This is a genomic window from Marilutibacter maris (assembly GCF_003233695.1).
Classification (GTDB): domain Bacteria; phylum Pseudomonadota; class Gammaproteobacteria; order Xanthomonadales; family Xanthomonadaceae; genus Marilutibacter; species Marilutibacter maris.
The window spans coordinates 1,030,140-1,056,825 of sequence record NZ_CP029843.1; the positions used below are offsets into that span (position 1 = coordinate 1,030,140).

Annotated in this window: 30 protein-coding genes; 5 read left to right on the forward strand and 25 right to left on the reverse strand. The window is 71.2% G+C overall.

What is annotated here, in order from left to right:
* Positions 1–142: 142 nt before the first annotated feature.
* The 14 genes from ptsP to C9I47_RS04690 all read right to left on the reverse strand — a co-directional run bounded on the left by ptsP (position 143) and on the right by C9I47_RS04690 (position 11,302).
* A complete protein-coding gene (gene ptsP, locus C9I47_RS04625; RefSeq protein WP_111265710.1) occupies positions 143–1,864 on the reverse strand; it encodes a phosphoenolpyruvate--protein phosphotransferase in 1,722 nt (573 codons plus the stop codon).
* Between the two features lie 14 nt (positions 1,865–1,878).
* The gene (locus C9I47_RS04630; RefSeq protein ID WP_111265711.1) at positions 1,879–2,148 is read right to left on the reverse strand and encodes an HPr family phosphocarrier protein; all 270 of its coding nucleotides are present in this window, start codon (positions 2,146–2,148) and stop codon (positions 1,879–1,881) included.
* A gap of 20 nt (positions 2,149–2,168) precedes the next feature.
* Complete coding sequence (locus tag C9I47_RS04635; RefSeq protein WP_111265712.1) at positions 2,169–2,561, reverse strand: PTS sugar transporter subunit IIA; 393 nt, start codon at positions 2,559–2,561, stop codon at positions 2,169–2,171.
* A gap of 145 nt (positions 2,562–2,706) precedes the next feature.
* Complete coding sequence (locus tag C9I47_RS04640; RefSeq protein ID WP_111265713.1) at positions 2,707–3,057, reverse strand: hypothetical protein; 351 nt, start codon at positions 3,055–3,057, stop codon at positions 2,707–2,709.
* A gap of 81 nt (positions 3,058–3,138) precedes the next feature.
* On the reverse strand, positions 3,139–3,489 hold the full coding sequence (locus tag C9I47_RS04645; RefSeq protein ID WP_111267962.1) for an EF-hand domain-containing protein: 351 nt from the start codon (positions 3,487–3,489) through the stop codon (positions 3,139–3,141).
* A gap of 188 nt (positions 3,490–3,677) precedes the next feature.
* Positions 3,678–4,514 carry an RNase adapter RapZ gene (gene rapZ / locus C9I47_RS04650; RefSeq protein ID WP_111267963.1) on the reverse strand — a complete coding sequence of 279 codons (837 nt, stop codon included), beginning with the start codon at positions 4,512–4,514 and terminating at the stop codon, positions 3,678–3,680.
* Positions 4,515–4,588: 74 nt separating this feature from the next.
* The gene (hprK, locus tag C9I47_RS04655; RefSeq protein WP_111265714.1) at positions 4,589–5,539 is read right to left on the reverse strand and encodes an HPr(Ser) kinase/phosphatase; all 951 of its coding nucleotides are present in this window, start codon (positions 5,537–5,539) and stop codon (positions 4,589–4,591) included.
* A gap of 171 nt (positions 5,540–5,710) precedes the next feature.
* The gene (gene hpf, locus C9I47_RS04660) at positions 5,711–6,040 is read right to left on the reverse strand and encodes a ribosome hibernation-promoting factor, HPF/YfiA family (RefSeq protein WP_111265715.1); all 330 of its coding nucleotides are present in this window, start codon (positions 6,038–6,040) and stop codon (positions 5,711–5,713) included.
* Between the two features lie 166 nt (positions 6,041–6,206).
* Positions 6,207–7,634, reverse strand: coding sequence for an RNA polymerase factor sigma-54 (locus tag C9I47_RS04665; RefSeq protein WP_111265716.1), 1,428 nt, complete (start codon positions 7,632–7,634; stop codon positions 6,207–6,209).
* A gap of 143 nt (positions 7,635–7,777) precedes the next feature.
* The gene (gene lptB / locus C9I47_RS04670) at positions 7,778–8,497 is read right to left on the reverse strand and encodes an LPS export ABC transporter ATP-binding protein (protein ID WP_111265717.1); all 720 of its coding nucleotides are present in this window, start codon (positions 8,495–8,497) and stop codon (positions 7,778–7,780) included.
* Positions 8,497–9,057 (reverse strand): lipopolysaccharide transport periplasmic protein LptA, encoded by a 561-nt coding sequence (lptA, locus tag C9I47_RS04675; protein ID WP_111265718.1) that lies wholly within the window; start codon positions 9,055–9,057, stop codon positions 8,497–8,499. The genes lptB and lptA overlap by 1 nt, the downstream gene beginning before the upstream one ends.
* Entirely contained in the window at positions 9,038–9,604 is a 567-nt protein-coding gene (gene lptC, locus C9I47_RS04680; protein ID WP_111265719.1) for an LPS export ABC transporter periplasmic protein LptC, read from the reverse strand. The genes lptA and lptC overlap by 20 nt, the downstream gene beginning before the upstream one ends.
* Complete coding sequence (locus C9I47_RS04685) at positions 9,601–10,173, reverse strand: KdsC family phosphatase (protein ID WP_111265720.1); 573 nt, start codon at positions 10,171–10,173, stop codon at positions 9,601–9,603. The genes lptC and C9I47_RS04685 overlap by 4 nt, the downstream gene beginning before the upstream one ends.
* 115 nt (positions 10,174–10,288) lie before the next feature.
* A complete protein-coding gene (locus C9I47_RS04690; RefSeq protein WP_111265721.1) occupies positions 10,289–11,302 on the reverse strand; it encodes a KpsF/GutQ family sugar-phosphate isomerase in 1,014 nt (337 codons plus the stop codon).
* Positions 11,303–11,512: 210 nt separating this feature from the next.
* Between C9I47_RS04690 and C9I47_RS04695 the strand changes: the two genes are divergently transcribed.
* Positions 11,513–11,743, forward strand: a complete 231-nt coding sequence (locus tag C9I47_RS04695) for a BolA family protein (RefSeq protein ID WP_111265722.1) — start codon at positions 11,513–11,515, stop codon at positions 11,741–11,743.
* 22 nt (positions 11,744–11,765) lie between these two features.
* Complete coding sequence (murA, locus tag C9I47_RS04700; RefSeq protein WP_111265723.1) at positions 11,766–13,022, forward strand: UDP-N-acetylglucosamine 1-carboxyvinyltransferase; 1,257 nt, start codon at positions 11,766–11,768, stop codon at positions 13,020–13,022.
* An 84-nt stretch (positions 13,023–13,106) separates the two neighbouring features.
* Here murA and C9I47_RS04705 read toward each other — a convergent pair whose 3' ends face one another.
* The 4 genes from C9I47_RS04705 to purM form a co-directional block, all read right to left on the reverse strand.
* A complete protein-coding gene (locus C9I47_RS04705) occupies positions 13,107–13,814 on the reverse strand; it encodes a DUF3108 domain-containing protein (protein WP_407067498.1) in 708 nt (235 codons plus the stop codon).
* A 155-nt stretch (positions 13,815–13,969) separates the two neighbouring features.
* Positions 13,970–14,773, reverse strand: coding sequence for a DUF3108 domain-containing protein (locus C9I47_RS04710; protein WP_111265724.1), 804 nt, complete (start codon positions 14,771–14,773; stop codon positions 13,970–13,972).
* Between the two features lie 76 nt (positions 14,774–14,849).
* Positions 14,850–15,506 carry a phosphoribosylglycinamide formyltransferase gene (gene purN, locus C9I47_RS04715; protein ID WP_111265725.1) on the reverse strand — a complete coding sequence of 219 codons (657 nt, stop codon included), beginning with the start codon at positions 15,504–15,506 and terminating at the stop codon, positions 14,850–14,852.
* Positions 15,507–15,510: 4 nt separating this feature from the next.
* Complete coding sequence (purM, locus tag C9I47_RS04720; protein WP_111267965.1) at positions 15,511–16,536, reverse strand: phosphoribosylformylglycinamidine cyclo-ligase; 1,026 nt, start codon at positions 16,534–16,536, stop codon at positions 15,511–15,513.
* Between the two features lie 197 nt (positions 16,537–16,733).
* On the opposite strand from purM, the gene C9I47_RS04725 reads away from it, so the two are divergent.
* Genes C9I47_RS04725 through hda form a run of 3 tightly spaced genes read left to right on the forward strand, consistent with a single transcriptional unit; the run spans position 16,734 to position 19,851 of the window.
* On the forward strand, positions 16,734–17,909 hold the full coding sequence (locus tag C9I47_RS04725; RefSeq protein WP_111265726.1) for a DUF2066 domain-containing protein: 1,176 nt from the start codon (positions 16,734–16,736) through the stop codon (positions 17,907–17,909).
* An 8-nt stretch (positions 17,910–17,917) separates the two neighbouring features.
* The gene (locus C9I47_RS04730; protein ID WP_211371838.1) at positions 17,918–19,147 is read left to right on the forward strand and encodes an AI-2E family transporter; all 1,230 of its coding nucleotides are present in this window, start codon (positions 17,918–17,920) and stop codon (positions 19,145–19,147) included.
* The gene (hda, locus tag C9I47_RS04735; RefSeq protein ID WP_111265727.1) at positions 19,144–19,851 is read left to right on the forward strand and encodes a DnaA regulatory inactivator Hda; all 708 of its coding nucleotides are present in this window, start codon (positions 19,144–19,146) and stop codon (positions 19,849–19,851) included. The genes C9I47_RS04730 and hda overlap by 4 nt, the downstream gene beginning before the upstream one ends.
* 97 nt (positions 19,852–19,948) lie before the next feature.
* Here hda and C9I47_RS04740 read toward each other — a convergent pair whose 3' ends face one another.
* The 7 genes from C9I47_RS04740 to cysG all read right to left on the reverse strand — a co-directional run bounded on the left by C9I47_RS04740 (position 19,949) and on the right by cysG (position 26,538).
* A complete protein-coding gene (locus C9I47_RS04740; protein ID WP_190238607.1) occupies positions 19,949–20,743 on the reverse strand; it encodes a PDZ domain-containing protein in 795 nt (264 codons plus the stop codon).
* A gap of 8 nt (positions 20,744–20,751) precedes the next feature.
* Positions 20,752–21,147 carry a hypothetical protein gene (locus C9I47_RS04745; protein ID WP_145985424.1) on the reverse strand — a complete coding sequence of 132 codons (396 nt, stop codon included), beginning with the start codon at positions 21,145–21,147 and terminating at the stop codon, positions 20,752–20,754.
* An 8-nt stretch (positions 21,148–21,155) separates the two neighbouring features.
* Complete coding sequence (locus C9I47_RS04750) at positions 21,156–21,770, reverse strand: RNA polymerase sigma factor (protein ID WP_190238608.1); 615 nt, start codon at positions 21,768–21,770, stop codon at positions 21,156–21,158.
* Positions 21,771–21,897: 127 nt separating this feature from the next.
* Positions 21,898–22,623, reverse strand: coding sequence for an N-acetylmuramate alpha-1-phosphate uridylyltransferase MurU (murU, locus tag C9I47_RS04755; RefSeq protein ID WP_111265731.1), 726 nt, complete (start codon positions 22,621–22,623; stop codon positions 21,898–21,900).
* On the reverse strand, positions 22,620–23,675 hold the full coding sequence (locus C9I47_RS04760) for an aminoglycoside phosphotransferase family protein (protein ID WP_111265732.1): 1,056 nt from the start codon (positions 23,673–23,675) through the stop codon (positions 22,620–22,622). The genes murU and C9I47_RS04760 overlap by 4 nt, the downstream gene beginning before the upstream one ends.
* 299 nt (positions 23,676–23,974) lie before the next feature.
* On the reverse strand, positions 23,975–24,934 hold the full coding sequence (gene cysK, locus C9I47_RS04765; protein WP_111265733.1) for a cysteine synthase A: 960 nt from the start codon (positions 24,932–24,934) through the stop codon (positions 23,975–23,977).
* A gap of 101 nt (positions 24,935–25,035) precedes the next feature.
* Entirely contained in the window at positions 25,036–26,538 is a 1,503-nt protein-coding gene (cysG, locus tag C9I47_RS04770; RefSeq protein ID WP_111265734.1) for a siroheme synthase CysG, read from the reverse strand.
* Between the last annotated feature and the right edge of the window lie 148 nt (positions 26,539–26,686).

Below are 26,686 nucleotides of genomic sequence, written 5' to 3' on the forward strand. Positions count from 1 at the left end.
CGGCAGGGTGGCGGACTGCGGTGCGACTCTCCCGGAGGGCCTGGCCGGGCAGGCCGTTCCGGGGACGACGCTTCCAATGCGTCCGGGCGTGATTATCGCCGTTGCGGGCGTGGCTGCACACCCCGGCGTGCGGCCGCGGCGTTCAGTGACCGGTGTTGCTGTCGAGCCAGCGCGCCAGGGCGGCGTGGTCGCGCGCGCGCATCAACCCGGCGCTGTGTCTGCGCAACCGGGCCAGGTCGTGATTGCGGATCACCTGGCGCAGTTCCAGCATCGTCGACGGGTGCAGGCTGAACTCGGTCAGTCCCAGCGCCAGCAGCAGCGGGGCGAAGCTGGCGTCGCCGGCCATCTCGCCGCATACCGCGACCGGCACGCCGCGGGTGTGGGCGTGGCGGATCACGTCGCGCAGCACCCGCACCACCGCCGGGTGCAGCGGTGTGTAGAGCTCGCCCAGCGCCTCGTTGATGCGGTCGGCGGCGAGCAGATACTGGACCAGGTCGTTGGTGCCGATCGACAGGAAGTCGACCTCGTCGATGAAGCTGGCCAGGGCGATCGCCGCCGCCGGGACCTCGATCATCGCGCCCAGCGGCAGTTGCTCGGCGATCGCATGGCCCTGCGCGCGCAGCTCGCCGGCGATCCGCGCCAGGTGGCCGCGCACCGCGCGGATCTCGGCGCGGCTGCTGACCATCGGCAGCAGGATCCGCAGCGGACCGTAACCGGAGGCGCGCAGCAGGGCGCGCAACTGGGTCTCCAGCACGTCGGGACGGGCCAGCGACAGGCGCACGCCGCGCAGGCCCAGCGCCGGGTTGGGCTCGTCGCGCAGGGCCAGTCCGGTGTGGTCGGCCTTGTCGGCGCCCAGGTCGACGGTGCGCACGGTGACGGTGCGGCCGGTCATGCCCAGCACCAGATCGCGGTAGGCGCGGAACTGCTCGTCCTCGTCCGGCAGCTCGCGGCGTTGCAGGAACAGGAACTCGGTGCGGTACAGCCCGATCCCGGCCGCGCCCAGCGCGTGCGCCTCGGCGACGTCCTCGCGCGACTCGGCGTTGGCGTAGAGCTTGATGTCGACGCCGTCGCGGGTGCGGGTCGGTTCGCGGCGCAGGCGGTGCAGCTCCTTGCGTTCGCGCTTGAGCTCGCGTGCCCGCGCGCGATGCCCGCGCAGGTCCTCGGCATTGGGCTCGAGCACGACCAGGCCGCTGCCGCCGTCGATCATCAACGTGTCGCCGTCGTTGATCTTCTGCAGCACGTTGGGGACGCCCACCACCAGCGGCAGGTGCAGGCTGCGGGCGAGGATCGCGCTGTGCGAGAGCGGGCTGCCGCTGGCGGTGACGATCGCCATCGCCCCGTGCGCCTGCAACTGGGCGATCTCGGCCGGGGCCACGGTGTCGGTGATCAGGATGTCGCCGGCCAGGCCCTGCATCTCGCCCTGGCGGCGGTGCAGCGCGGCATGCACGCGGCCGATGACCTGGTCGATGTCCTCGACCCGGCTGCGGAAATACGCATCGTCCATGTCCTCGAACACCGCGGCGATGCGGTCGCGCTGCAGGCGCAGCGCGTAGTCGGCGGTATAGCGGCCGATCCGGATCAGTTCGTTCAGGCCCTGCAGCAGCTCCGGATCGTCCAGCAGCAGCGTATGCAGGTCGAGGAACTCGCCGACCTCGTGGGCGAGCGCGCCATGCAGGCGCTCGCGCAGCGTATGCATCTCCTCGCGGACGACCGCGATCGCCGCGTGCAGGCGAGCCAGCTCGTCGTCGATCGCCTCGCCGGCGATGTGCTCCTCAACGACCTCGAGTGCGTGCGGCAGGCGGACGCGGGCACGGCCGAGCACGCTTCCGCGCGAGGCTCCGGTGCCGTTGAACTCCTGCCGCATCCGCGCCGGTCTCCTCAGTTGTCCTCGTCGAAGCGGCGCTCGAACAGCGCGACGATCGCTTCGGTGGCGGCGGCCTCGTCCTCGCCCTCGACCCGCAGCCGGACCGCGGTGCCCTGGCCGGCGGCCAGCAACATCACCCCCATGATGCTCTTGGCGTTGACCTCGCGGCCCTTGGCGACGAGGGTGGCGTTGCTGCGGAACGCGGACAGCACCTGGACCAGCTTGGCGGTCGCGCGCGCGTGCAGGCCGAGGCGGTTGGATACGGTCAGTTCGCGTTCGATCATGGGGAGTCCTCGGGCCGTTCTCAGGCGTCGTCCAGGATGACGCCGTTGCGCGCGCCCGCGGCGGCGATCGCGGGCAGTTCGTCCAGGCCGAGCTCGGCGTAGTTCATCACCCGCAGCAGCATCGGCAGATTCAACGAGGATACCCGGCGCACCGGCGTTCCCAGCCGTGCGACCCGGGCGGCGAGGTTGCTCGGGGTCGCGCCATAGACGTCGGTCAGCACCAGCACGCCATCGCCGCCGTCGACCCGCCGCAGCGCGGCGCTGGCCTGCGGCAGCAACTGGTCCGGATCGGCGCCGAACGGCACTTCGAAGGCTTCGGTGCTCAGCGGCAGGTTGCGCAACAACTGCGTGGCCACCGCCAGCAGCGCGCTGCCGATGCCTTGATGGGTGACGAGGAGGATGCCGACGCTCATCCCATCAACTTATCAGAGCCGGGCGACCCGCCGGTAGCGATCGATGCGATCGGTTCGCGCGCAAACGCAGTACGGGCAGCCATCGGCTGCCCGTACCTGGTTGAAGGTGGGCGTCGCCGGATCGTCCGGGCGACGCCGGTGGATGCTAGGGCTGAGGGGTGTCGTCGGGCGCCGGCTCCGGCGTTGGTTCGACCGCGGGCTCCGGCGCGATCGGTGACGGCGGCTGTTCGCGCTCGTCGAGCGGCTCGGGCATCGGCGACGGGTAGGCGTTCTCGGTCTCCGTCTCCGGTGCGCTCATGTCATCGGCCGGTGCGGTGTCCGCGGGCGTGCTGGTTTCCGGTGCGGCCATGTCCTCCGCCGGCGGTGTCGATCCGGATGGAGGCGCCGCCGGTTCGCAGGCGGCCAGGCCCAGCGCGAGCAGGGTGGCGACCGGGAGCGCCGCCATCGTCCAGCGGCGGCGATGGTCCGGATCGGCGGTTTTCGGAGCGTGGTTCATGGGAGTCTCCCTTTCGGTGGGGGTGGGACGCATCGGCCGGACGCGGACGATACGCGGTTGCGGGACCTCGCAGGAGCGGGGTCAGGGCAGCGGAGGCTGGTCGTCCATGGCGGCGAATTCCTCCGCCGTCAGCAGGCCGTCGTCGTCGCGATCGGCCTGGTCGAAGCGCAGGACCAGCGCCGCGTCCGCCGCGGCCTCCTCGCGCGAGAGCAGGCCGTCGGCATTGCGGTCGAGCGCGGTGAAGGCGTCCGGACCGGGAGCGCGCTCGGGCTCGGGCGCGCTGACGGGCGGCGGATTGCGGGGAGGGGCTTCCTGTGGCCCCGGTCGCGGGCCGGCGGCGAACGCCGCCGACGCCAGTACGATCGACACGCAGGTCAGCATCGCCGCCAACGGTCGTCGTCGCCCCGGGCCGCACACGGTGGGGGTCGCCATCTTCGTCTCCTCGGATACGCAGGTCCTGGTGGGTGCGTGTCCGACGCTATCGATGCAGGTGCGATCCCGGCGCGAGCAACGGATAAAGGTTCCGTAATTCGGTGAACACGAGCGGAAACCGTGTCAGCGGGCATTCACCCGCACGGGGGCGGAGACGGGACGTTGTCGCCGGGAACGGAGGCGCGCGCTCAGTCCAGTTCGCGGTGATGGACGGCGACCTCGTCCCAGCCCTGGCCGCGCGCATGCTCGGCCATGCGTTCGGCGAGATAGACCGAACGGTGGCGGCCGCCGGTACAGCCGAACGCGACGGTAACGTAGCTGCGGGTGGTGTCCTCGATCATCCGTGGCAGCCAGGTATCGAGGAAGCCGCTCACCTGCGACAGGTACAGGTTCACGTCGGGCTGCTGGTCGAGGTATTCGCGCACGCCGCTGTCGCGACCCGACAGTGGTCGCAGGACCGCGTTCCAGTGCGGATTGGGCAGGCCGCGGGCGTCGAACACGAAGTCCGCGTCGGCGGGCACGCCATGGCGGTAGGCGAACGACTCGAACAGCAGCGAGACGGCGCTGTCGCCGCCCAGCCCGAACCCGGTGATGATGTGCCGGCGCAACTGGTGCACGTTCATCTCGCTGGTGTCGATCACGGTATCGGCGATCCGCCGCAGCGGACGCGAGACCTGGCGCTCGAGCGCGAGCGCGTCGGCCAGCGGCAGCCCCAGCCGGCTCAGCGGGTGGCGGCGGCGGGTGTCGGCATAGCGCCGCAACAGCACCTCGTCGCTGCTTTCGAAATAGACCAGGTGCGGGTCGAAACCCAGTCCGCCGACCGTCGACAGCCACTCGGGGATGTTGGCCAGATCGCTGTGGCGGTTGCGCACGTCGATCGCCACCGCCAGCTTGGGCGGCGCGCCGTCGTCGCTGTGCACGCTGCGCACGAACTGCGGCAGCAGGTCGGCGGGCAGGTTGTCGACGCAGTAGTAGCCCAGGTCCTCCAGGGTCTTCAACGCCACCGACTTGCCCGAGCCGGACATGCCGCTGACGATGACCAGTACCGGTGCGGCGTTGTTGGCGGCGGCCGTATCGGCGTCCGTGTCGGTCCCCGTGCTCACGCGTCCCCCCGTTCCAGGAAATTGCTGTGTCGTGCGATGAAGGCGGCGGCCGGGTCCATGCCCTTCATCCGCAGGCTGTGCAGGCGGGTCGCCGCCTCGGCCAGGACCGCCAGGTTGCGGCCGGGCATCACCGGCAGGGTGATCGTCGGCACGTCCAGGTCGAGGATGCGGCGGGTGCCGCTGTCGCCGGTCAGGCGCTCGATCCCGGTCGGCAGCGGCTCGGCCATCGGCCGGGTGAGGTGGATCACCAGGCGCAGGTACTTGTTGCCCTTGACCGCGGTGTCGCCGAACATCTCGCGGATGTTGAGCACCCCCAGACCGCGCACTTCGAGCAGGTCCTGCAGCATGTCCGGGCAGGTGCCATCGAGCACGTCCGGCGCGATCTGGGTGAACTCGGGGGCGTCGTCGGCGACCAGCCGGTGGCCGCGGGTGACCAGCTCCAGGGCCAGTTCGCTCTTGCCCGAGCCGGACTCGCCGGTGATCAGCACGCCGATCGAATAGATTTCCATGAACACCCCATGCAGGGTCACCCGCGGCGCCAGCGTGCGCGCGAGGTGGTACTGCATGTGGTTGAGCAGTTCGTGGCCGCGGCGCGGCGAGACCCACAGCGGGGTGCCGGACTCCTCGGCGGCCTCGCGCAGGTCCTCGGGGCAGGGCTGCTGCTTGCTGATCACCATCGCCAGCGGCCGCGACTGGATGATCTTCTCGATCGTCTCCCAGCGCAGGCGCGAGTCCAGCGAGTCCAGCCAGGCCAGTTCCTCGGTGCCGAGGATCTGGACCTTGTTCGGATAGATGGTGTTGAGATAGCCGGCCAGCGACGGCCGCCGCGCGACCGTCTGCACCGACTCCAGCATCCGCGCGGCGCCGGCCTCGCCCGCGATCCAGCGCAGGTCGAGACGCTCGCGCTGCTGCTCGAACAGTTCGCCGGCGCTGATGCTCGCGTTCATGCCCGGCGCCCCGGGCGGTGCCGTGTTCTGCTCATCTGCGCATCCTTGGCGCGGGTCGGAGGGCGTGTCCAGTCGATCATTCACTCGGTCGCTGCCTTGGGGCCGGGGCGCCATGGTAGCCGGCCATGACGCCCGCGCGGTGACGGGTGGGACGCGCGCCGACCCGCCGGCTCAGGCGCCGAGGTCGCCGTTGCGGGCCAGGCTCTCGCCACGATGGTGGTCGACCATCTTTTCCTTGTGCTTCAGCAGCAGGCGATCGAGCTTGTCGGCAAGCAGGTCGATCGCGGCGTACATGTCGATCGCGTTGGCGTCGGCATGCAGGGTGCGGCCGGCGATGCTGACGGTCGCCTCGGCCTTGTGTTCGGGTTTGTCCAGGCTGAGCTGGGCACGCACGTCCAACGGTTGCTCGTAGTGACGCTCCAGGCGCGACAGCTTGGTCTCGACGTAGTCGCGCAGGGCCGGAGTGACATCGATCTGTTGGCCGTGGGTTTCGATACGCATCGCAGACCTCCTGGTTGATGGCTATGTTGACCGCTGTGGGTAACCGGGTGCCGCCGCGGATGCCAGCGCGGCTCCGGAACTACAGCATCGCACGATAGCCGCCGCAGCGGGCATACCCCGATGGGCGGTACCGCGGCGGGGCGATGGCGCCGGCGGGCGGGCGCGCTCAGCCTATTCTCACGCGATCCTGAGACGATGGAATGTTCATCGCCTCGCGGTACTTGGCGACCGTGCGCCGGGCCACGCTGACCCCGGAGGTCTTGAGGGTCTCGGCCAGGCGCGCATCGGACAGCGGCTTGCGCGGATCCTCGGCATCGATCAGCCCGCGGATCATCGCCTGGATGGCGGTGCTGGAGGACTCGCCGCCGCTGTCGTTGCTGACCCCGGAGGCGAAGAAGCCGCGCAGCGGAATGGTGCCGCGCGGGGTGCGCGCGTACTTGCGGGCGATCGCCCGCGAGACGGTGGATTCGTGCAGGCCGACCTCGGCGGCGACCTCGCGCAGGGTCAGCGGACGCAGCGCGCTGTCGCCGAACTCCAGGAAGCCGGCCTGCTGGCGGATCAGGCACTGGGCGACCTTGAGCAGGGTCTCGCCGCGCGCCTCCAGGCTCTTGAGCAGCCAGCGCGCTTCCTGCAGGTGGCCGCGCAGGTAGCTGGCGTCGGAAGCGCTGGCGCCGCGGATCATGCCCTCGTAGCCGCGGTGGATCGAGATGCGCGGGCGCATGCTCTCGGCCAGCGAGACCCGCCACAACCCGTGCTGGCGCCAGATCACCACGTCCGGGGCGACGTAGGTGTCGTTGCCGGTGCCGCCGACCTGCGAGCCGGGACGCGGGTCGAGCGAGCGCAGCAGTTGCACCGCGACCTCGACCTCGCCCGGATCGAGCTTCATTTCCTGGGCCAGGCCCTCGACGCCGACCCGGGCCAGGCGCTGCAACGGCCCGTTGGCCAACTGGTGCGCCAGCGCCTTGCCGGGGGTGTCGTCCGCCATCGGCTCCAGCTGCAGGCGCAGGCATTCGCCGAGGTCGCGCGCGCCGACCCCGACCGGGTCGAAACGCTGGATCGTGTGCAGCACGGTGAGGATTTCCTCCTCGCTGGCCTGGATGTCCGGCGCCAGCGACGCCGCGATCGCGTCCAGCGGTTCGCGCAGATAGCCGTCGTCCTCGATCGCCTCGATCACGATCACGCCGATGCGGCGGTCGCGCGGCGACAGGTGGCTCAGGTGCAACTGCCACAGCAGGTGGTCGTGCAGGGTGTCGTCGCTGGCGACCTGCTCGGCGGCGTGGTCGTCGTGGCCGCCGTCGGAGGGGCCGACCCGTTCGTACCAGGGCTCGCCGTCGCCCGGGGCCCACTCGTCGACCGCCTCGACCTGTACGTCCTCGCCCCGGGTCTCGTGCGTGCCGGCCTCGGTCGCCGGATCGCCATCGGCGCCGACCTCGGTCGACGACTCGGTCCAGTCGAGCAGGGGGTTGGTCTCGATCGCGTCGGCCAGCTCCAGTTCCAGCTCGGCGGCGGACAGTTGCAGCAACCGGATCGCCTGACGCAGCTGCGGCGTCATGACCAGATTCTGTCCGAGTGAGGGTTGGAGGCGGGGCTTCATGGCCTTGTCGGGATCGCGGGCTGTCGGGCTTGGGGCAGGCGCCCGGCCGTTGCGCCCCCGCCGCCGCGAGGCGATGCGCCGTCAATGCGCGCTCCCCGCGGTCGTGCCGGGGCGTCGCGCCGCCGGCAACCGGGGACCCCGCATCAGAGACGGAAGGTTTCCCCCAGGTACACGCGGCGCACGTCCGGATTCGCCAGCAGCGTGTCCGGAGCCCCCTGCGCGAGCACGCCACCGTCGTTGAGGATATACGCGCGGTCGCAGATTCCCAAGGTTTCGCGCACGTTGTGGTCGGTGATCAGCACCCCGATGCCGCGATTCTTGAGGTGGCGCACGATTCGCTGGATCTCGCCGACCGAGATCGGGTCGACGCCGGCGAACGGCTCGTCTAGCAGGATCAGGCGCGGTCGCGCCGCCAGCGCACGGGCGATCTCGACGCGCCGGCGCTCGCCGCCGGACAGGCTGGCGCCGAGCTGGTCGGCGACGTGGGTGACCTGCAGCTCGTCCATCAGGCTGGCCAGCTCGCGTTCGCGACCGGCCTTGTCGAGGTCCTCGCGCAGTTCCAGCACCAGCCGGATGTTGTCGGCGACATCGAGCTTGCGGAACACCGACGGCTCCTGCGGCAGGTAGCCGACGCCGTACTTGGCGCGCGCGTACATCGGCTCGGCGGTGATGTTCTTGCCGTCCAGCTCGATGCGGCCGGCGTCGGCCGGAATCAGGCCGACGATCATGTAGAAGCAGGTGGTCTTGCCGGCGCCGTTGGGTCCGAGCAGGCCGACCACCTCGCCGGCGTCCAGGGTCAGACCGAAGTTCTTGACCACCTCGCGCGAACGGTAGGCCTTGCGCAGGCCCTCGGCGACCAGCATCAGTCGTTCCCCGACTCGTCGGCGGGGGTCGGGTTCTTGGGTTCGATGCGCATGCTGACGCGACCGTTCCCGGAACCGGTGCCGGTGCCGGAGGCCTGTACCCGGCCGGTCTTCATGTTGTAGACCACGCGCGGGCCGTTCATGGTGTTGCCGCGCTGGTTCACGGTCACGTTGCCGGTCAGGGTGACCGTGTCGGAGGTCAGGTCGTAGACGATCCGGCTGGCATTGGCCGAGAACGGGCTGCCGTCGTCCATCTCCTGCTTGAGCCGGGCCGGGCTGCCGGTCAGCACGACCCGGGTCGGTTCGTTGTTGCGGGTGGTGACGTCGGCGCGGGCCGAGCGGATGTCGAGCGTGCCCTGGGTGATCACGACGTTGCCGCTGAGCACGGTCGGCTGGCTCTCGTCCAGCGCGTGGTCGGCATCGTCGGCGTTGATCAGCATCGGCTTGCCCCGGTCCGACGAGCGCGCCTGCACGCCGGCCGGAAGCGCGGCCAGGGACAGCGTGGCCAGGAACAGCGCGGCCAGCGTCAGTGCGGCGCGGCTAGCGTTCGGTGTTCTCATATCGGGAGCGGGTGTCCTTGAGGGTGATCCGGTTGCGCTCGAGGTCGGCCTCGAGCTGACGACCGTTCATTATGAGCCCGGGCTGGGTGAGCGTCACTTTAACCGGCGAGACCGCCCGCTTGGCCTCCGGGAACACGTCCATCTGTTCGGTGCGCATGGTCACCGGGCTGCCGCCGGAATCGGCGCCGTCGGCCTGGACCTGGCCGCGCAGGCGGATCTCGTCGCCGCTCTCGCTGACCCAGGCGGTCTTCGAGCGCACCTCCCAGGCGCCGCCCTGGCTGTCGGCGGCGGGCGGAATCAGGAACAGCGGGGTCTCGATGTCGAGGGTCTTGGTGCCGGGGTCGCGCGCGAGCCGCGGAGCGCGCAGGGTGAACGACTCCTGGCCCTGGGCGTCGAGGGCGATCAGCTCGAAGTCGTTGAGGATGTAGTCGGGCAGTTCCGCGGCGGTGGCCGGCGCGGTGTCGCCGCCGCGCTGGTGCCACAGCACCCAGCCGCTGGCAAGGACGCCGGCGAACAGGACCACGGTGACGAGGCTGCGCCAGCTCATGCCCGGGTTCCGTCGCCGCCGGCGCCGGTGAGGTCGTTCAACAGCGTCTCGGCGTGGCCCTGCGCCGCCAGCAGCAGGTCGCAGAACTCGCGGGCCGCGCCGTGGCCGCCGGCCGCGCAGGTGCGCCAGTGGACGCGCTCGCGGGTCCAGGGGTGGGCGTTGGCCGGCGCCGCCGACAGGCCGACGTGCGGCATCACCTTCAGGTCCGGCAGGTCGTCGCCCATGAAGGCGACCTCGTCCAGGCCGATCCCCAGGCGCGCGGCGATCTCCCGCACGCAGGCGAGCTTGTCCTTGACCCCGGTGTGGGCCTCCACGCCGAGCTCGTCGGCGCGCTGTTCGGCGACCGCGCTGGCACGCGCGGTGACGAAGGCCACGGCGATCCCGGACTTGCGCAGCATCACCAGGCCCATGCCGTCGTGGACGTGGAAGGCCTTGAACTCGCGGCCCTCGCTGTCGAAGCCGAGGTGGCCGTCGGTCAGCGTGCCGTCGACATCGAAACAGACCAGGCGGATGCGCCCGGCGCGTTCGCGGATGTCGGCGGGGTAGTCGTTGAGGTGGCTGTAGGGCATGAAGCGAGGAGAGGGAGGTGAGAAGTGAGGAATGAGAGGTGGAGCGAGGAGCGAGAAGCGGGAGAGGGTGAAGAGCGCTTGCCCGTTTCCGGCCCTTTCCGCCACGTATCCGTCTTTAAACTACCCGCGCCCGCAACAGGTCGTGAATGTTGAGGGCGCCGACGACGCGGTTGTCGGTATCGACCACCAGCAGGCCGCTGATCTTGTGGGTCTCCATCATCCGCGCCGCCTCCACCGCGAGCGCGTCGGCGCCGATGGTCTTGGGCGCACGGGTCATCACGTCGCCGATCCGGGTCGCGCGCAGATCGACCGCGGCGTCGTCGAGGCTGCGGCGCAGGTCGCCGTCGGTGTACAGGCCGAGCAGGCGGCCATCGCCGTCGACGATCGCGGTCATCCCCAGCCGCTTGCGGGTGATCTCGACCAGGGCCTGGCTGACGGTGGCGTCGGCGCCGATCCGCGGCACGTCGTCGCCGGCGTGCATCACGTCGGTGATGTGCAGCAGCAGGCGCCGGCCGAGCGAGCCGGCCGGGTGCGAGCGGGCGAAATCGTCGGCGGTGAAGCCGCGCGCCTCCAGCAGCGCGACCGCCAGCGCATCGCCCATCGCCAGCGCGGCGGTGGTGCTGGAGGTCGGGGCGAGGTCCAGCGGACAGGCCTCGGCCGGCACGGTGACGTCCAGGTGGATGTCGGCCTCGCGGGCCAGGGTCGAGCCGGGACGGCCGGTCATCGCGATCAGCGGATTGCCCTGGCGACGCAGTACCGGCAGCAGCATCAGCACCTCGTCGCTCTCGCCGGAATTGGACAGCGCCAGCACCACGTCGGCGTCGGTGACCATGCCCAGGTCGCCGTGCCCGGCCTCGCCCGGGTGGACGAAGAACGCCGGGGTGCCGGTCGAGGCCAGGGTCGCGGCGATCTTGCGGGCGACGTGGCCGGACTTGCCCATGCCGGTGCAGACCACCCGGCCGGACGCGTTCAGCACCAGCCGGCAGGCGGCGGCGAATTCGGCCCCGACCCGGTCGGCGACCGCGGCCAGCGCCTGGCCCTCGATCTCGAAGACGCGGCGCCCGCAGGCGGCCAGGCCGTCGTCGGTAACCGGGGCGAGGGGACTTGCAGTGGAAGGGGATGCGGCCATCGGCAGGTGAACCGGCGCGCGGCCGGGATTTATGACGGGAGGGGATTGGGCTAGGCTAAGCCGCCAATTCTAGGCGGTTCCCGGCGCGATTGCCCGTGAGTGCCCCGCGGCCGCGCATCGGCGCGCAGCCACGCTTCATCAGATGCTCGGACCGCCATCGCTTCCCGTTACGCTCCATTTCCGCCAAGCCTGCATTCGCAAGGATTTCCCGTGACCCCCGCCACCATCCAGTCATTGATCGAACAGGGCCTGCCCGGTGCCCGCGCCGACGTGCGCGGCGACGACGGCGTTCATTTCGAGGCCACCGTGGTCTGCGAGGCCTTCCGCGGCAAGCTGCCGCTGGCCCGCCACCGCCTGGTCTACGCGACCCTCGGCGAACGCATGGGCGGCGAGATCCACGCCCTGTCGCTGAAGACCCTGACCCCCGAAGAAGCCGCCTGAGCGGCCCCGAACCGGAACCCCCATGCAGAAAATCGTTGTCCAGGGCGGGCGCCCGCTCACCGGTGAAGTCCAGATTTCCGGCGCCAAGAACGCGGTCCTGCCGATCCTGTGCGCGACCCTGCTGGCCGATGGGCCGGTGGAAATCAGCAACGTCCCGCACCTGCACGACGTCGTCACCACGGTGAAGCTGCTCGGCGAACTCGGCGCCGGCATCACCATCGACGAGCAGTACGGCATCACCGTCGACCCGACCACGGTCCACAGCCAGGTTGCCTCCTACGAGCTGGTCAAGACCATGCGCGCTTCGGTGCTGGTGCTGGGGCCGCTGCTGGCCCGCTACGGCCACGCCGAGGTGTCGCTGCCCGGCGGTTGCGCGATCGGTTCGCGCCCGGTCGACCAGCACATCAAGGGCCTGCAGGCGCTGGGCGCGGAGATCAGCGTCGAGAACGGCTTCATCAAGGCCCGCGCCGAGCGGCTGAAGGGCGCGCGCTGCGTGTTCGACATGGTCAGCGTCGGCGCCACCGAGAACGTGCTGATGGCCGCCACCCTCGCCGAGGGCACCAGCGTGCTGGAGAACGCGGCGATGGAGCCGGAGATCGTCGACCTGGCCGAGTGCCTGAAGGCGCTGGGCGCGCGCATCGAGGGCGCCGGCAGCAACCGGATCGTGGTCGAGGGCGTCGAACGCCTGCACGGCGGCCGCCATTCGGTGGTGCCGGACCGGATCGAGACCGGCACCTTCCTGGTCGCGGCGGCGATGACCGGCGGCCGCATCACCGCCCGACGCGCGCGTCCGGACACGCTCGACGCGGTGATCGACAAGCTGCGCCACACCGGCGCCGCGATCGAGGTCGACGGCGATCGCATCAGCCTCGACATGGGCGGCAAGCGGCCGCGCGCGGTCGACATCACCACCGCGCCGCACCCGGGTTTTCCGACCGACATGCAGGCGCAGTTCATGGCGCTGAACTGCGTCGCCGACGGGGTCGGGGTGATCAACGAGACGATCTTCGAGAACCGCTTCATGCACGTGAACGAGCTGCTGCGGCTGGGCGCGGACATCCGCGTCGATGGCCACACCGCGGTCGTGCGCGGGGTCGAGCGGCTCAGCGGCGCGCCGGTGATGGCGACCGACCTGCGCGCCTCGGCCTCGCTGATCCTGGCCGGCCTGGTCGCCGATGGCGAGACCACGATCGACCGCATCTACCACCTCGATCGCGGTTACGAGAACATCGAGGAAAAGCTGTCGGGGCTGGGTGCCCGCATTCGCAGGATCAGTTGATTCGATTTGGCTGAGTCGATCCGGCCGAGTCGACCCAGGCGGACCGACCGGCAGGGGCCGACTCCCGCGGCCCCGCCGTGACGATCAGCGCAGCGACTGGATGGTCAGTTCCAGCGCGTCGCCGTTCTTGTTGCGCTGGACGATGCGCGCCGGCACCGGCAGGCCCTCGACCACCCAGGCGGTGGTCTGACGGCGGCCGTCGTCGCTGACCACCTTGGTCGCGGTGCGGGCCTGGCCATCGATGTCGATGGTTTCCCGGCCGGCGGTGGTGTAGTCCAGTTGCTTGACCCGACCGTCGTCGACCATGCGATAGCGCAACGGCTGGCCGGCGGCGAGGTCGCGCACGATCGCCAGATTGATCAGCAGCGCATCCATGTCGCCGGGACGCAGTGCGATCGGGCCGGCGCGGTCGGGCTTCACGTCTCCGCTCCAGCGCGCCTCGCCACGCGACCAGTCGTAGGTCGCGCTCTTGCGCGAGCGCTTGACCAGCACCTTGTTGGTGTCGTTGCTGGTGAGCGGACGCCACTGGCCATCCTTGATCTCGAACACGGTGACCTGGCTGAGGTCGGCCAGCGCGTTGCGCACGTTCAGGCTGTAGCGCCAGCGGTCCTGGCCATCGCGGGCGAGGATCATCTGGCCGTTCGCCTCCATGCCCATGAAGCTGGCCTTGTAGTCGGCGGTGAACGGCTCGATCGCGCGGGCCGGCAGCAGCGCACCCGCCGCCAGCATCGCGGTCAGGGCGAGGCCGGCGATCGGCTTGAGTCGCTTGTACAGGTTCGGTGCAGGGTTCATCTATCGCACTCCCGTTGTCATTGGGGCCCGGGCGCCCGTCTTCCGGGGGCGTTCGGGCATCGCGGGGCCGGCATCGGCCCGGACCCGCGCTCGCGGTGGCCGACGACAGCCGGCCGGGTCCGCGGAAACTCCGTCCATGGCGGAAGACCGTCGCTTCATTCGGCGGTTCCGTAATCGATCAGGCGCAGGTCGTAGGTGTCCTCGCCGTCCTCGCGCTGCAGCATGCGGACCGGCGTCGGCACGCCCTCGACCACCCAGATCACGGTCTCTTCGTTGTCGGGCGCGCCGTCCTCGATCGGCAGCCGGGTCACCCGCATCGCGTTGTAGCTGAGTTCGCCGACGCGGACGCCTTCCAGCGCCTCGTCGACCCGATAGACATGGGGGCGGGCACGGCCGTTGTCGACATAGCGATAGTGCAGGGTCTTGCCCGGCTCGGCGTCGCGGATCACCGCGAGATTGATCAACAGGCCGCTCATGTCGCCGGGTTGCAGCGGAACCGGGCGCTGGCGCCATTCCTTGATGTCGCCGCTCCACAGCGCCTGCCGGGCCTGCCAGTCATAGCTGCCGGTGGTGCGCTTGCGGGTGAACAGGGTCTTGCGCACGGTGGCCTGGCTCAGCGGCAGGAAGCCCGCGGCGGTGTCCTCGAACACCGTGCTCTGCTCGGCGTTGATGCCGGCGAGCCTGAACAGGCCGCGGCCGCCCATGGTCAGGTCGACGCGCCAGCGCGGCGCATCCAGTTCGACCACCTGCAGGGTCGCATTGCCGAGCGTGTGGCCGCCGTTGAGGACCTCGTAGCGGGCGATGAAGGGTTCCAGTGCCGGTGCCGGTTCGGGCGCGGCCGATGCGGTCGAGTCCGGGGCCGCGACCGGCGCGGCGGCATGCGCGTCCGTCACCGGCGCCATGGCGGCCAGGGCAACGGAGAGCAGGGCGACGATGGCGCGGGCGGGAAGGCGGGGCATGTGGGGTCCGGGGGAGGAGGCGTCTGGAAGTGGTTGGCGTCCTGGCGCGACGGGGGCGACGCGCGACGACCGGCGGTCAGCCTAGCAGGCGGTCGTCATCGCCAAGTTGCAGCGGTGCGGCCAGCGGTCGACCGCGATCGGCGACCCGGCCGGCCAGCAGTCGCACCCGGCCCTCGACCAGGGCGCCGACGGTGGCCAGCAGCAGCGGATGCTCGCGCGCCAGCACGCGCTCGGCCAGGCGCGCGGCATCGTCTCCGGGCAGCACCGGCACCCGCGCCTGGGCGATCACCGGGCCGCCGTCCAGCTCGGCGGTGACGAAATGCACGCTGGCGCCGTGCTCGGTCGCACCGGCGTCCAGCGCCTGCTGGTGGGTGTGCAGGCCTTTGAAGGCCGGCAGCAGCGATGGGTGGATGTTGATCATGCGACCTGCCCGCGCCTCGACGACGTGTTCGCTCAGCAGTCGCATGTATCCCGCACAGACGATGAGGTCGGGCTGAACGCCGTCGATGCGGCTGAACAGCGCTTCATCGAAGGCGGGACGGGAGTCGAAGTCCCGTGGGCGCAGCGACACGGCCGCAATGCCGGCGGCTCGGGCCCGTTCCAGCGCACCGGCACCGGCGCGGTCGGAGAACACCCCGACCACTTCCGCGGCAAGCCTGCCGGCGGCGATCGCATCGATGAGCGCCTGCAGGTTGCTGCCCCGCCCGGAGGCGAGCACGGCGATCCGGCGCATGCGTTCAGCCGATCTTGACGCGGGAATCGCCGTTGGCCCGGGTCACCCGTCCGATGCGCCAGCTCGGCAGTTGCAGGCGCGCCAGGTCGGCCTCGACCGCGGCGGCGTCGGCGGGCGCCACCGCCAGTACGAAGCCGATGCCGCAGTTGAAGGTCCGCCACATCTCCTCGGCCGGCACCGCGCCCTCGCGCTGCAGCCACTCGAACACCGGCGGCAGCGGCCAGCTGGACGCATCGACGTCGATGCCCAGGCCGTCGGGGATCACCCGGATGATGTTCTCGGTCAGGCCGCCGCCGGTGATGTGCGCCATCGCGTGGATCGCTTCGGCGTGCGCGGACAGCAGTTCCAGCACCGGCTTCACGTACAGCCGGGTCGGCGCCATCAGCGCGTCGGCGAGGGTCTGGCCGTCGGCCAGGGCATGCCCGGCCGGGCTGCCGGCGCGCTCGTAGATCTTGCGGATCAGCGAGTAGCCGTTGGAGTGCGGGCCGGACGAGGCGATGCCGATCAGCAGGTCGCCGTCGCCGGTGCGGCCGCCATCGAGCAGCTTCGATTTCTCGACCGCGGCGACGCAGAAGCCGGCCAGGTCGTACTCGCCCGGCGGATACATGTCCGGCATCTCGGCGGTTTCACCGCCGATCAGCGCGCAGCCGGACTCCTCGCAGCCGCGGGCGATGCCACCGACCACCGCGGCGGCGGTGTCGATGTCGAGCCTGCCGGTGGCGAAGTAGTCGAGGAAGAACAGCGGCTCGGCGCCCTGCACCAGCACGTCGTTGACGCACATCGCGACCAGGTCGATGCCGATGGTGTCGTGGCGGCCGAGCTGCTGGGCCAGCTTGAGCTTGGTGCCGACGCCGTCGGTGCCGGACACCAGCACCGGCTCCTTGTACTTGTTGGACAGGTCGAACAGCGCACCGAAGCCGCCCAGGCCGCCCATCACCTCGGGCCGGAAGCTGCGCTTGACCAGGGGCTTGATGCGCTCGACGAGCTCGTTGCCAGCGTCGATGTCGACGCCGGCGTCGCGGTAGGTCAGGGGAGTGGGAGTCACGGTACGGTCGCGAAGGGCGGCAAGGACGGCAATTTTAGCAGTCGCACGCGCGGCAGTCGCGTATCGGGCGTGGCGTGGCGGCGGGCGTGGCGGCGGTTCGATCGACGCTGTCGATGGACGTACCGGCCCGGCTGCGGCACCATTCCAGGCATTCCGATAGTAATCCAGACGGCGAAACCTGCATGACTGGCGCCCTGCGTACGGCCTTCCACCTGTCCCGGTCCGCGATCCGGACCACCCCAATCCTGTTGCTGCTGTTGCTGCTGGCGGGCCCGGCGGCGGCGCAGCGCGTCGAGGGCGACCGCGCCAGTGCCGGCGACATCTACACCGCCGAAGTGGTCGTGCGCGGCCAGGGCGAGGCCGAGCGCAAGTCGGCGTTCGCGCGCGGCCTGGCGCAGGTGCTCGGCAAGCTCTCGGGCGATCGCTCGGCGGCTTCGCGCCCGGGCGTGGGTCAGGAACTGCGCCGGGCCGAGGAGTTCGTGACCGGCTACGACTACCGTCAGGACGAGAGCATCTCCTCCAGCGGCGCCCCGAGGTACCAGACCCTGCTGGTGGCGCGCTACGACGAGGACGGCGTCGATGCGCTGGCCTCGACCCTGGGCATTCCGGTGTGGCCGGCGCCACGGCCCAAGCCGGTGCTGTGGCTGGCGATCGACGACGGCAGCGGCCCGCGCCTGGTCGGCCTGTCGAAGGCCAATGCCGCGCGCTCGGTGCTGGACCGTGCGGTGCAGCGCGGCTACCGGCTCGGCCTGCCCGGCGGCAGCGCCGCCGAGCACGCGGTGGTCGGTGCGATCTGGCGTGGCGATACCGCCGCCGTCGCCCGCGCCTCGCAGCGCTACAGCCCGCCGATGCAGCTGATCGGCAAGCTGTACCGCAGGAATGGCGGCTGGGCCGCCGACTGGATCTTCGTCGACCGTGGCCGGGTGCTGGCGCGCTGGTCGGAGAGCGGCGCAGACGCGCGCATGGTGATGGCCACCGGCGCCGACGGTGCCGCCGACGCCCTGACCAAGCGCTATGCCAAGCGCAGCGCGGTGGGCCCGGCCGGCAACTATGCGGTCACCTTCCGCGGCCTCGACAGCAGCGAGGACTACATGCGCCTGTCCGGCTACCTGCAGAAGCTGGCGGTGGTGCGCGCGATCAAGCCGCTGCACGCCGATGCCGAGAGCATCGTGCTCGAACTGGAGCTGCTGACCGGGCTGCCGGGGCTGAAGCGGATGGTCGACGACGGCGACGTGCTGGTCGCCCTGCAACCCGCGTCGCCCACGATGCCGACCGAGCCGGGCCCGGTGATCGACACCGACCCCGATGACGAGAGCGGCACCGAGACGCCGGCTCCCGACGTCTATCTGGTGCGCTGATGCAATCGATGGAATCGCTCGACGATATCGCCCGCTTCCTCAAGCGGCTGCAATGGGGCGCGCTGGCGCTGGCCCTGCTGTGGCTGCTGTGGGCGCTGGGGCCGATCCTGACGCCGTTCGTGCTGGGCGCGCTGCTGGGTTGGCTCGGCGATCCGCTGGTCGATCGGATCGAGCGATCCGGGCGCTCGCGCAATGTCGCCGTCGCCCTGGTGTTCACCCTGATGGCACTGCTGCTGGTGCTGGCGCTGTTGATCCTGGTGCCGATGATCGAGCGCCAGATCATGACCGTGATCGAGCTGCTGCCGAAGGCGCAGACTTGGCTGCTGGAGACCGCGTTGCCGTGGGTCGAGCAGCGCACCGGCATCGAGCTGGTCGGCTGGCTCGATCCGCAGGCGCTGATCCAGCTGGCGCGCAGCCACTGGCAGGAGGCCGGCGGCGTCGCCGCTTCGCTGTTCGGCTACGTGTCGCGCTCCGGCATCGCGGTGGTCGCCTGGGTCGCCAACATCGTGCTGCTGCCGATCCTGACCTTCTACTTCCTGCGCGACTGGGACAAGCTGGTCGAGCGGGTCGCCGCGCTGGTGCCGCGCAACCATATCGGTACGGTCGGGCGCCTGGCGCACGAGTCCAACGAGGTGCTGTCGGCGTTCCTGCGCGGCCAGATCCTGGTGATGCTGGCGCTGGGCGCGATCTACGCGATCGGATTGAGCGTGGTCGGCCTGAAGGTCGGCCTGCTGATCGGCATCGTCGCCGGGCTGATCAGCTTCGTGCCCTATCTGGGCACCGCGACCGGTGTGGTGCTGGGCCTGGTGGCCGCATTCATCCAGCCCGACGGCGACTTCACCCTGGTGCTGATGGTCGCCGGCGTGTTCGTGCTCGGCCAGATGCTGGAGGGCTACGTGCTGACCCCGAGGATCGTCGGCGACCGGATCGGCCTGCACCCGATGGCGGTGATCTTCGCGATCATGGCCGGCGGCCAGCTGTTCGGCTTCCTCGGCATGCTGATCGCGCTGCCGGTCGCGGCGGTCGCCAACGTGCTGCTGCGGTACGCGCAGGAGCGCTATACCCACAGCCGCCTGTACGCCGGCGAGCAGGCCGGTGGCGTGGCCGAGCCCGGCGCGGTGCCGGTGGTGGTCGCCAGTCTTGGCGACACCGGAGTGCCGGCCAGCGCGCTGGCGACCGAGCGCGAGACGGGCGTCGGCACGGTCGCCGGGGACGACGAAGGGCAGGATCGCGGGTGACCGGTCCGCAGTTGCCGTTGGCGCTGCGCTACCCGCCGGACCAGCGTTTCGAGACCTATATCGGCGCGCCGGACGGAGTGCTGGCGCAGTTGCAGGCGATCGCCGCCGGAAGCGGTCGCGATTGGCTGTACCTGGCCGGCCCGGCCGGAGTCGGCAAGACCCACCTGATGCTGGCGACCTGTGCCGCCGCCGAGGCGGCCGGTCGGCGGGTCGCGTTCCTGCCGCTGCAGGCCGCGGCAGGGCGTCTGGGCGATGCGTTGCAGGCGCTGGAAGGCAACGACCTGGTCGCGTTGGACGGACTGGAGGCGGTCGCCGGACGGCGTGAGGACGAGGTCGCTCTGTTCGATGCGCACAACCGCGCACGCGCGTCCGGCGCCTGCCTGCTGTACGCCGCGCGCGGCAATCCGGCCGAGCTGGCGTTGAGCCTGCCGGACCTGCGTTCGCGGTTGTCGCAATGCGCGCGCGTGGTGCTGGAGCCGCTCGACGACGACGGCCGCCGCGCGGTGCTGTCGCAGCGTGCGCAGCGGCGTGGACTGGTGCTGGAGGCGGCCGCGCTGGACTGGCTGCTGAAGCGGGCCGGACGCGATCTGAGCGGACTGACCGCGCTGCTGGACCGGCTCGACCGTGCCTCGCTGGCGGCGCAGCGCCGGTTGACCGTACCGTTCCTGCGCCAGGCGCTGGGCGACAGCCTCGGCCTGGACTGAGCCGCCGGCGGTCGGACGCGCTCCGATCCGGCGTTTTCCCGCATCCCATTCCCTACCCGCGCACGGGCGCGGTGAGCGTGGCCCGTCCGACGCTCGGCTAGTCGCAGGCGTCCTCGACCTCCTGCCAGACCAGCGGTTCCCAGTACGCGTTCTCGCTGATCGCGCGGCTGCTGAGATTGCGGTCGAGGAAGCGCGCGCCCAGCCGGTAGCGCACGCCGGGCCGGACATCGACCACCAGCGCCTTGCCGGCGCGCGCGCCTTCGCGCGAGCGCATGCGCGAGCGCTGGGCCTGCTGCAGCGGGTCGAAGCGGATGTCCTCGATGCGCTCGCCGACGATCACCACGTGCAGGCCGGCTTCGAGCCGATGGCGGTTGGCGTCGACCGGGCGGCCGCGGCCGTCGATGTCGAGGATCTCGACCGGGTGCAGGCGGTCGCTGACGTGCGGCAGGGTGCCGCGGTTGGTGACGTAGCCGCAGCCCGGCGCCACCGCGGCGGCGGTGTCCGCGGCCGCGGTACCGCTGAGGGTCAGCTCGCGGCCGTCGCGGGATACCCGCAGTTCCAGGTCGCGCCGGGTGGCCAGGGCCTCGTTCATCACCTTCGACGGCTCCAGGGTGCCGGTCAGCGGGCGGTCGTTGACCGCCAGGATGCGATCGCCGACCCGCAGGCCGATGCGGTCGCCGCTGCCACCGGGGGTCACCGCCATCACCATCAGGCCGTCCGCATGCGGACGGCGGACGTCGACCACGGCGTCGAGCGCGTTGCCGCCGCTGGCCATCGCCAGGGTGGCGGGCAACAGTGTCGCGGTCGCCGACGGCGGCAGCCCGGAGGCGGCGGCGGGCGCGAGCCCGAGCGCCAGGAGCACGCACGGAAGGCGGCGGATCAATCGCGGCATGGTGGGCATCAGGATGGATTACCGGCGTCGGTCGTGGAGGCGAGCGACGACACCAGCGATTCGCGGACCCGCCACAGCGGTGCGATCTCGTCATCGCTGGCGCCGCGTTCGTAGGCGGCTTGCAGGGCGCGGTCGATCGCGCGCAGGCGCGCGGTCGCCGCGTGGCCATGCGCGGCTGCAGGCGGCGCGGCCCGTCGTGCGCTCGGCGGCGCCTGCTCGACTGACGGCAGCACCGGCAGGATCAGCGCCACCGACACCACGGCCGCGGCGATGCCGGTGGCGCCGTGGATCGCCAGGCGGCGATGTCCGTGCGCGGCCAGCACACGTTCGCGCAGGCCGGCCGGTGCCGCGGGATCGGGCAGGGCGCGCAGGTGGCGACGCAGCAGGGGGTCGTGGTCGTTCATCGGCATGCTCATCTGACAGTACGGTGGGTCCGGGGTTCGATCGGGTCCTGTTGTCGTTCCTGTTCCTGTTCGGGGGGGCCGGTGTCGGAGGGGGCGTCCAGCGTCTCACGCAGCCGGGTCAGCGCGCGCGCGAGCAGCGACTTCGACCAGCTCGGCGTGCGCCCGAAGCGCTTGGCCAGCTCGGTGTGCGACCAGCCCTCGACCTCGTGCAGCCATACCAGGGTACGGGCCTGCGGGCTGAGCCGTTGCAGCAGTGCGGTCGCGTCCACCTGTCCGGAGGGGTCGGCGTCGGGGCCGGCCCACAGCTCGCTGTCGGGGCCCTCGTCGCCGGTGTCGACATAGAGGTGGCGGTGCTCGTGGCGCAGCCGGTCGATTGCGGCATTGGCGACCACCTTCTTCAGCCACGGCCGTACCGGCCGGTCGCTGCGGACGCTGCCGATGAAGCGCAGCATCTTGACGAAGGCATCGTGGGTCAGGTCCTCGGCCGCGGCCGGGTCGCCGGTCAGGCGCAGCGCCAGCGCATGCACGGCGTCGGCATGGCGGGCGTACAGTTCGGCGAATGCCTTGCGATTGCCCCAGCGGGCCTTGCGCAGCAATTCGGGTTCGTCGACGAGGTGAGTCACGGCCTGATCCATGATGGACCTGTACGGCTGGGACAGGGAAACCGTCGCACACCCGCCGCATCGGCCGCGTGATGCCCTCAGCGCCCCTGTGGCGCCTGTCGGTTACGCAGAGGTGGTAGGCAGGCGCTCAGCCCGAAGGCGTGGCCGATAGGCGGGCGTCGAGTTCGGCCAGGCGTTGCGGGGTGCCGACGTCGGTCCAGCCGCCACGGTGGTGCTCGCCGCCGATCAGGCCCGCGCCCATGTGCGCCTTCAGCACCGGGGCGAGACGGAACCGCGGCTTGCCGTCGACATGCGCGCAATCGCCGACCCGCTTCTGCCAGCCGTCCAGCAGGCGCGGACGGTAGACCCCCAGGCCGGCATAGGTGAGCCGGTGCACGCCGTCGGCGCGCACGCGGCCGTCCTCGTCGAGCGCGAAGTCGCCGTGGGTCGCGTGGGCCGGGCGGTCGACCATCACCAGGTGGGCGAGGCCGTCGGGCTCGCGCGGCAGGCGGGCGAAGTCGTAGTCGGTCCAGACATCGCCGTTGACCAGCAGGAAGGGCGCGTCGGCGTCGGAGGTCCCGGCCAGCAGCGGCAGTGCGTGGAGCATGCCGCCGCCGGTCTCCAGCGGCGTCGCGCCTTCGTAGGCGTAGTGCAGGCGCAGGCCCCAGCGTGCACCGTCGCCCAGCGCCCGCGGGAACTGTTCGGCCAGCCAACTGGTGTTGATCACCACGTCGCGGATGCCGCAGGCGGCGAGCTTCTCCAGGTGCCAGACGATCAGCGGCTTGCCGCCGGCGCTCAGCAACGGTTTGGGCGTGCGTTCGGTCAGCGGGCGCATGCGCTCGCCCAGGCCGGCGGCGAAGATCAGCGCCTTCATGCGCCGTCGCCCGTCGTCGCGGACGCGTCCGGCATGCGCTCGAAGGCGGGACGTATCGCCTCGTCGAGCAGCTCGCGCAGCGGCTGCAGCGGGGCATGCCGCGGCAGCACCTCGTCTAGGTAGGCGATGAAGCGCGGCGCGTCGGCGATGTAGCGCGACTTGCCGTCGCGGTGATGGAGGCGGGCGAAGATGCCGAGGATCTTCAGGTGGCGCTGCACCCCGAGCCAGTCGGCATCGCGCAGGAAGCGTTCCAGCGGCGGTACCGGCAGACCGGCGTCCAGGGCGCGGGCGTGGTAGTGCGCCAGCCATCCGTCCACCCGCGCCAGCGGCCAGTCGAGGAAGGCGTCCTTGAACAGGCTGACCGGGTCGTAGGCGATCGGCCCGGACACGCAGTCCTGGAAGTCCAGCACCGCCGGGCCGCCGGCGACCGGCATCAGATTGCGCGGCATGTAGTCGCGATGGGTCAGCACCCGCGCCTGGGCCAGCGCGTTGTCCATCAGCCGGCGCTGGACCAGTTGCAGCCGTTCGGCGTCGGCGCAATCAAGATTCACCCCGAGGTGACGGCGCAGGAACCACTCCTCGAACAGGCCGGCGTCGCGCTGCAACAGGGCCTCGCCGAACACCGGCAGGTCGGCCGGCGGCGCGATCCGCTGCAGCCGCAACAGTTGTTCGATCGCGGCGTCGAAGTGGGCATCGGCGCTGTCCGCATCGATGATCTGGGCCAGGGTTGGGCCGCCGAGGTCCTCCAGCAGCAGGAAACCGGCCGCGTCGTCGCTGGCGATCACCGCCGGTACGCGCACGCGGCCGTGTTCGAGCAGGGCGTGGACGCGCAGCCACGGCCGCACGTCCTCCAGCCCGGGCGGCGCATCCATCAGGATCAGGCTCGTCAGGCTCTGGCTCGTCAGGCCCCGGCTCGGCGCCGACCCGAGGGTCCGCCAGTAGCTGCGATGGCCGGCGTCGAACGACGCGCGCTCCAGTTCCAGGCCGGGATCCCCGGTGGCGGCGCGGGCCCAGGCCAGGCGGTCGTGGGCGCGCGCGTCGGTATCGGTCATGCGGGAGGGTAGGCTGTTTCCGGAACGCACAGCATAAACGCCCGACGACCACGCAGCGCGGGCGCGGAGCCCTGAGTCAGGGGGCGATTCGCGCCGCAGGTGCGAATGGGGGGCAGCGCAACGGCGGGGCCCAAGGTTTGCGAAGCAAACTTTGGGAGATATCCGGGCGTAGCCGGATATCGTTCCCGGGAAGGCCCCGGTCGCCGCTGACGCAGCTCCTACGAAATCCACTCACAACGTCGGCGTCCCGTGGGAGCTGCGCAAGCCTCCAGTCGTGGCCTGCGCTGCAGGCGTGGGAGTCAGCCCTGGGCGGCCAGCCACTCGTCGTCGGAGCCTTCGGCGATGCCCTCGAACAGGAAGGTCGACAGGTAGCGCTCGCCGGTGTCCGGCAGCATCGCCAGGATCACCGAGCCCTCCGGCGCCTTCTCGGCCACCTGCAGCGCGGCGGCGGCGGTCGCGCCGGCGGAGATGCCGACGAACACGCCTTCCTCGGCCGCCAGCCGGCGTGAGGTGTCGCGGGCGAGCTCGTCGGCGATCGGCAGGATCTGGTCGGCGATGGTGCGGCTGAGCACGTCCGGCAGGAAGTCGGGGGTCCAGCCCTGGATCTTGTGCGGCTGCCATTCCTTGCCCGACAGCAGCGCCGCGCCGGCCGGTTCGCTGGCGATCACCTGGATGTCGGGACGCGCCAGCTTGAGCACCTCGCCGGCGCCGGTGATGGTGCCGCCGGTGCCCCAGCCGCTGACGAAATAGTCCAGGCGCCGGCCGGCGAAGTCGCTGAGGATCTCCGGGCCGGTGGTCTGGCGGTGATAGGCCGGGTTGGCCTCGTTCTCGAACTGGCGGGCGAGGAACCAGCCGTGCTTGTCGGCCAGTTCCTGCGCCTTGCGCACCATGCCGCTGCCGCGCTCGGCGGCCGGGGTCAGGATCACCCTGGCGCCGTAGGCGCGCATCAGCTTGCGGCGCTCGATCGAGAAGGTCTCGGTCATCACCGCGACGAACGGATAGCCGCGCGCGGCGCAGACCATCGCCAGGGCAATGCCGGTATTGCCGCTGGTCGCCTCGATCACGGTCTGGCCGGGCTTGAGCAGGCCCTTGCGTTCGGCGTCGAGGATGATCGCCAGCGCCAGCCGGTCCTTGACCGAGCCGCCGGGGTTGAACGACTCGACCTTGGCGTAAAGGCTGACGTGGCGGGGCGCGATGCGATGGAGTTTGACGATCGGCGTGCTGCCGACGGTGTCGAGGATGCTGTCGTACAGGGCCATGGTGTGCTCCGGTGACGGGATGGGGAGAACGGAACGGGGGCGGGCCTCAGGGATGACGTGCTCCGGGACCGGCTGCGGCCGTGGGCACGGGTCTCCCGGGCTCAGGCCGCCCAGGGAATGGCGGCGGCGTCGGGCGCGTCTTCCAGGCGCAGCGGGGCGGGCCCGAACCAGTGTAGTACCGAGGCCGAGGCGGCGACTTCACCCAGAATCAACAGCGCCGGTGCCTGTACCGCGTGCGCGGCGGCGGTCTGCGGCAACTGTGCGAGGGTGCCGACGACCACCCGCTGGCGGGCGCGGGTGCCGTTCTCGACCAGGGCGAATGGGGTGTCGGCGCTGCGGCCATGGGCGATCAGCCGGTCGCGCACGCGCTCCAGCCCGGATACGCCCATGTAGAAGGCCAGGGTCTGCCGCTCCTGCGCCAGCGCCGGCCAGTCGATCGGGTCGCCGCCGTCGCGGCCGAGCGCGGTCACGAAGCGCACCGACTGGGCGTGGTCGCGATGGGTCAGCGGCACGCCGGCATAGGCGGCGCAGGCGACCGCGGCGGTGATCCCGGGCACGACTTCGAAATCGATGCCGTGCGCGTGCAGGACCTCCAGCTCCTCGCCGCCGCGGCCGAACACGAACGGGTCGCCGCCCTTGAGTCGCACCACGCGCTTGCCGGCGCGGGCATGCTCGACCAGCAGCGCGTGGATGCGCGACTGGGTGGCGTCGTGATTGCCGCCGACCTTCTTGCCGACCTCGATCAGCTCGGCGTCGCGGCGGGCCAGGGCCAGCACTTCGCGGCTGACCAGGCGGTCGTGCAGGATCACGTCGGCCTCGTTGAGCACGCGCAGGCCGCGCAGGGTCAGCAGGCCCGGATCGCCGGGCCCGGCGCCGACCAGGGCGACGCTGCCGGTGGGCACGGGAGCGGTTTCGGCAAGCGCCTGCTCGAATGCGCGTCGCGCGCCGGCGCTGTCGCCGCGGCGCAGTCGCTGCGGTACCGGGCCGGCGAGCAGGCGCTCGAAGAACGTGCGGCGCGCGCCGATATCGGGCCAGCGCCGGCGGATCCGTTCGCGCTGCACGGTCAGCAGTTCCGCCAGCTCGCCCAGCGATTCGTCGAGCTGGGTCTCAAGCCGTTCGCGCAGGTGCCGGGCCAGCATCGGCGCGCCACCGCCGCTGGAGATCGCGACCTGCAGGCGGCCGCGTTCGACCCGCGACGGCACCTGCACGCTCGACAGTTCGGCATCGTCGACCACGTTCGCCCACAGGCGTCGCGATTCGGCGGCGGCGGCGACCGCGCGGTTGACGGCCGCGTCGTCGGTGGCGGCGACGACCAGCCAGACGTCGTCGAGCCAGGCCGGATCGAAGGACGCGGCCAGGTGCTCGATGTCGCCGTCGTCGACCCGTTGCGCGATCGCCGGCTCCAGCTCGGGCGCGCCGACCACGACACGGGCGCCGGCCGCGCGCAGGGCCTCGATCTTGCGCCGTGCGACCGCCCCGCCGCCGACCACGAGAACGCGGCGGTCCTGCAGGTCCAGGAACAACGGGAACAGCGCCGGCGTGCGTGCGGCGGCCGGCTCCTGGCGGGGCGTTCGCGGGTTGGAGGGGGTGTGACGAGCGGACATCGGGAGAGCGGGTGTCGGCAGTGCGGACCCCAGACGCTAGGACCCCGACCCGGCGAGGGGAAATGAGCAATCGACCGGCAACCATGCCCAGCGGTCATAAGCGATAGCGGGCGCCACGCTGGACGGGTCATGGCGCTTGGGCTAGCTT

Excerpts from the sequence above, each read along its gene's own strand:
- ptsP (WP_111265710.1), bottom strand. The coding sequence starts at position 1,864 with ATGCGGCAGGAGTTCAACGGCACCGGAGCCTCGCGCGGAAGCGTGCTC.
- C9I47_RS04630 (WP_111265711.1), bottom strand. The coding sequence starts at position 2,148 with ATGATCGAACGCGAACTGACCGTATCCAACCGCCTCGGCCTGCACGCG.
- C9I47_RS04635 (WP_111265712.1), bottom strand. The coding sequence starts at position 2,561 with ATGAGCGTCGGCATCCTCCTCGTCACCCATCAAGGCATCGGCAGCGCG.
- C9I47_RS04640 (WP_111265713.1), bottom strand. The coding sequence starts at position 3,057 with ATGAACCACGCTCCGAAAACCGCCGATCCGGACCATCGCCGCCGCTGG.
- C9I47_RS04645 (WP_111267962.1), bottom strand. The coding sequence starts at position 3,489 with ATGGCGACCCCCACCGTGTGCGGCCCGGGGCGACGACGACCGTTGGCG.
- rapZ (WP_111267963.1), bottom strand. The coding sequence starts at position 4,514 with ATGTCCGGCTCGGGCAAGTCGGTGGCGTTGAAGACCCTGGAGGACCTG.
- hprK (WP_111265714.1), bottom strand. The coding sequence starts at position 5,539 with ATGAACGCGAGCATCAGCGCCGGCGAACTGTTCGAGCAGCAGCGCGAG.
- hpf (WP_111265715.1), bottom strand. The coding sequence starts at position 6,040 with ATGCGTATCGAAACCCACGGCCAACAGATCGATGTCACTCCGGCCCTG.
- C9I47_RS04665 (WP_111265716.1), bottom strand. The coding sequence starts at position 7,634 with ATGAAGCCCCGCCTCCAACCCTCACTCGGACAGAATCTGGTCATGACG.
- lptB (WP_111265717.1), bottom strand. The coding sequence starts at position 8,497 with ATGCTGGTCGCCGAGGGCCTGCGCAAGGCCTACCGTTCGCGCGAGGTG.
- lptA (WP_111265718.1), bottom strand. The coding sequence starts at position 9,057 with ATGAGAACACCGAACGCTAGCCGCGCCGCACTGACGCTGGCCGCGCTG.
- lptC (WP_111265719.1), bottom strand. The coding sequence starts at position 9,604 with ATGAGCTGGCGCAGCCTCGTCACCGTGGTCCTGTTCGCCGGCGTCCTT.
- C9I47_RS04685 (WP_111265720.1), bottom strand. The coding sequence starts at position 10,173 with ATGCCCTACAGCCACCTCAACGACTACCCCGCCGACATCCGCGAACGC.
- C9I47_RS04690 (WP_111265721.1), bottom strand. The coding sequence starts at position 11,302 with ATGGCCGCATCCCCTTCCACTGCAAGTCCCCTCGCCCCGGTTACCGAC.
- murA (WP_111265723.1), top strand. The coding sequence starts at position 11,766 with ATGCAGAAAATCGTTGTCCAGGGCGGGCGCCCGCTCACCGGTGAAGTC.
- C9I47_RS04705 (WP_407067498.1), bottom strand. The coding sequence starts at position 13,814 with ATGAACCCTGCACCGAACCTGTACAAGCGACTCAAGCCGATCGCCGGC.
- C9I47_RS04710 (WP_111265724.1), bottom strand. The coding sequence starts at position 14,773 with ATGCCCCGCCTTCCCGCCCGCGCCATCGTCGCCCTGCTCTCCGTTGCC.
- purN (WP_111265725.1), bottom strand. The coding sequence starts at position 15,506 with ATGCGCCGGATCGCCGTGCTCGCCTCCGGGCGGGGCAGCAACCTGCAG.
- C9I47_RS04725 (WP_111265726.1), top strand. The coding sequence starts at position 16,734 with ATGACTGGCGCCCTGCGTACGGCCTTCCACCTGTCCCGGTCCGCGATC.
- C9I47_RS04730 (WP_211371838.1), top strand. The coding sequence starts at position 17,918 with ATGGAATCGCTCGACGATATCGCCCGCTTCCTCAAGCGGCTGCAATGG.
- C9I47_RS04740 (WP_190238607.1), bottom strand. The coding sequence starts at position 20,743 with ATGCCGCGATTGATCCGCCGCCTTCCGTGCGTGCTCCTGGCGCTCGGG.
- C9I47_RS04745 (WP_145985424.1), bottom strand. The coding sequence starts at position 21,147 with ATGAACGACCACGACCCCCTGCTGCGTCGCCACCTGCGCGCCCTGCCC.
- murU (WP_111265731.1), bottom strand. The coding sequence starts at position 22,623 with ATGAAGGCGCTGATCTTCGCCGCCGGCCTGGGCGAGCGCATGCGCCCG.
- C9I47_RS04760 (WP_111265732.1), bottom strand. The coding sequence starts at position 23,675 with ATGACCGATACCGACGCGCGCGCCCACGACCGCCTGGCCTGGGCCCGC.
- cysK (WP_111265733.1), bottom strand. The coding sequence starts at position 24,934 with ATGGCCCTGTACGACAGCATCCTCGACACCGTCGGCAGCACGCCGATC.
- cysG (WP_111265734.1), bottom strand. The coding sequence starts at position 26,538 with ATGTCCGCTCGTCACACCCCCTCCAACCCGCGAACGCCCCGCCAGGAG.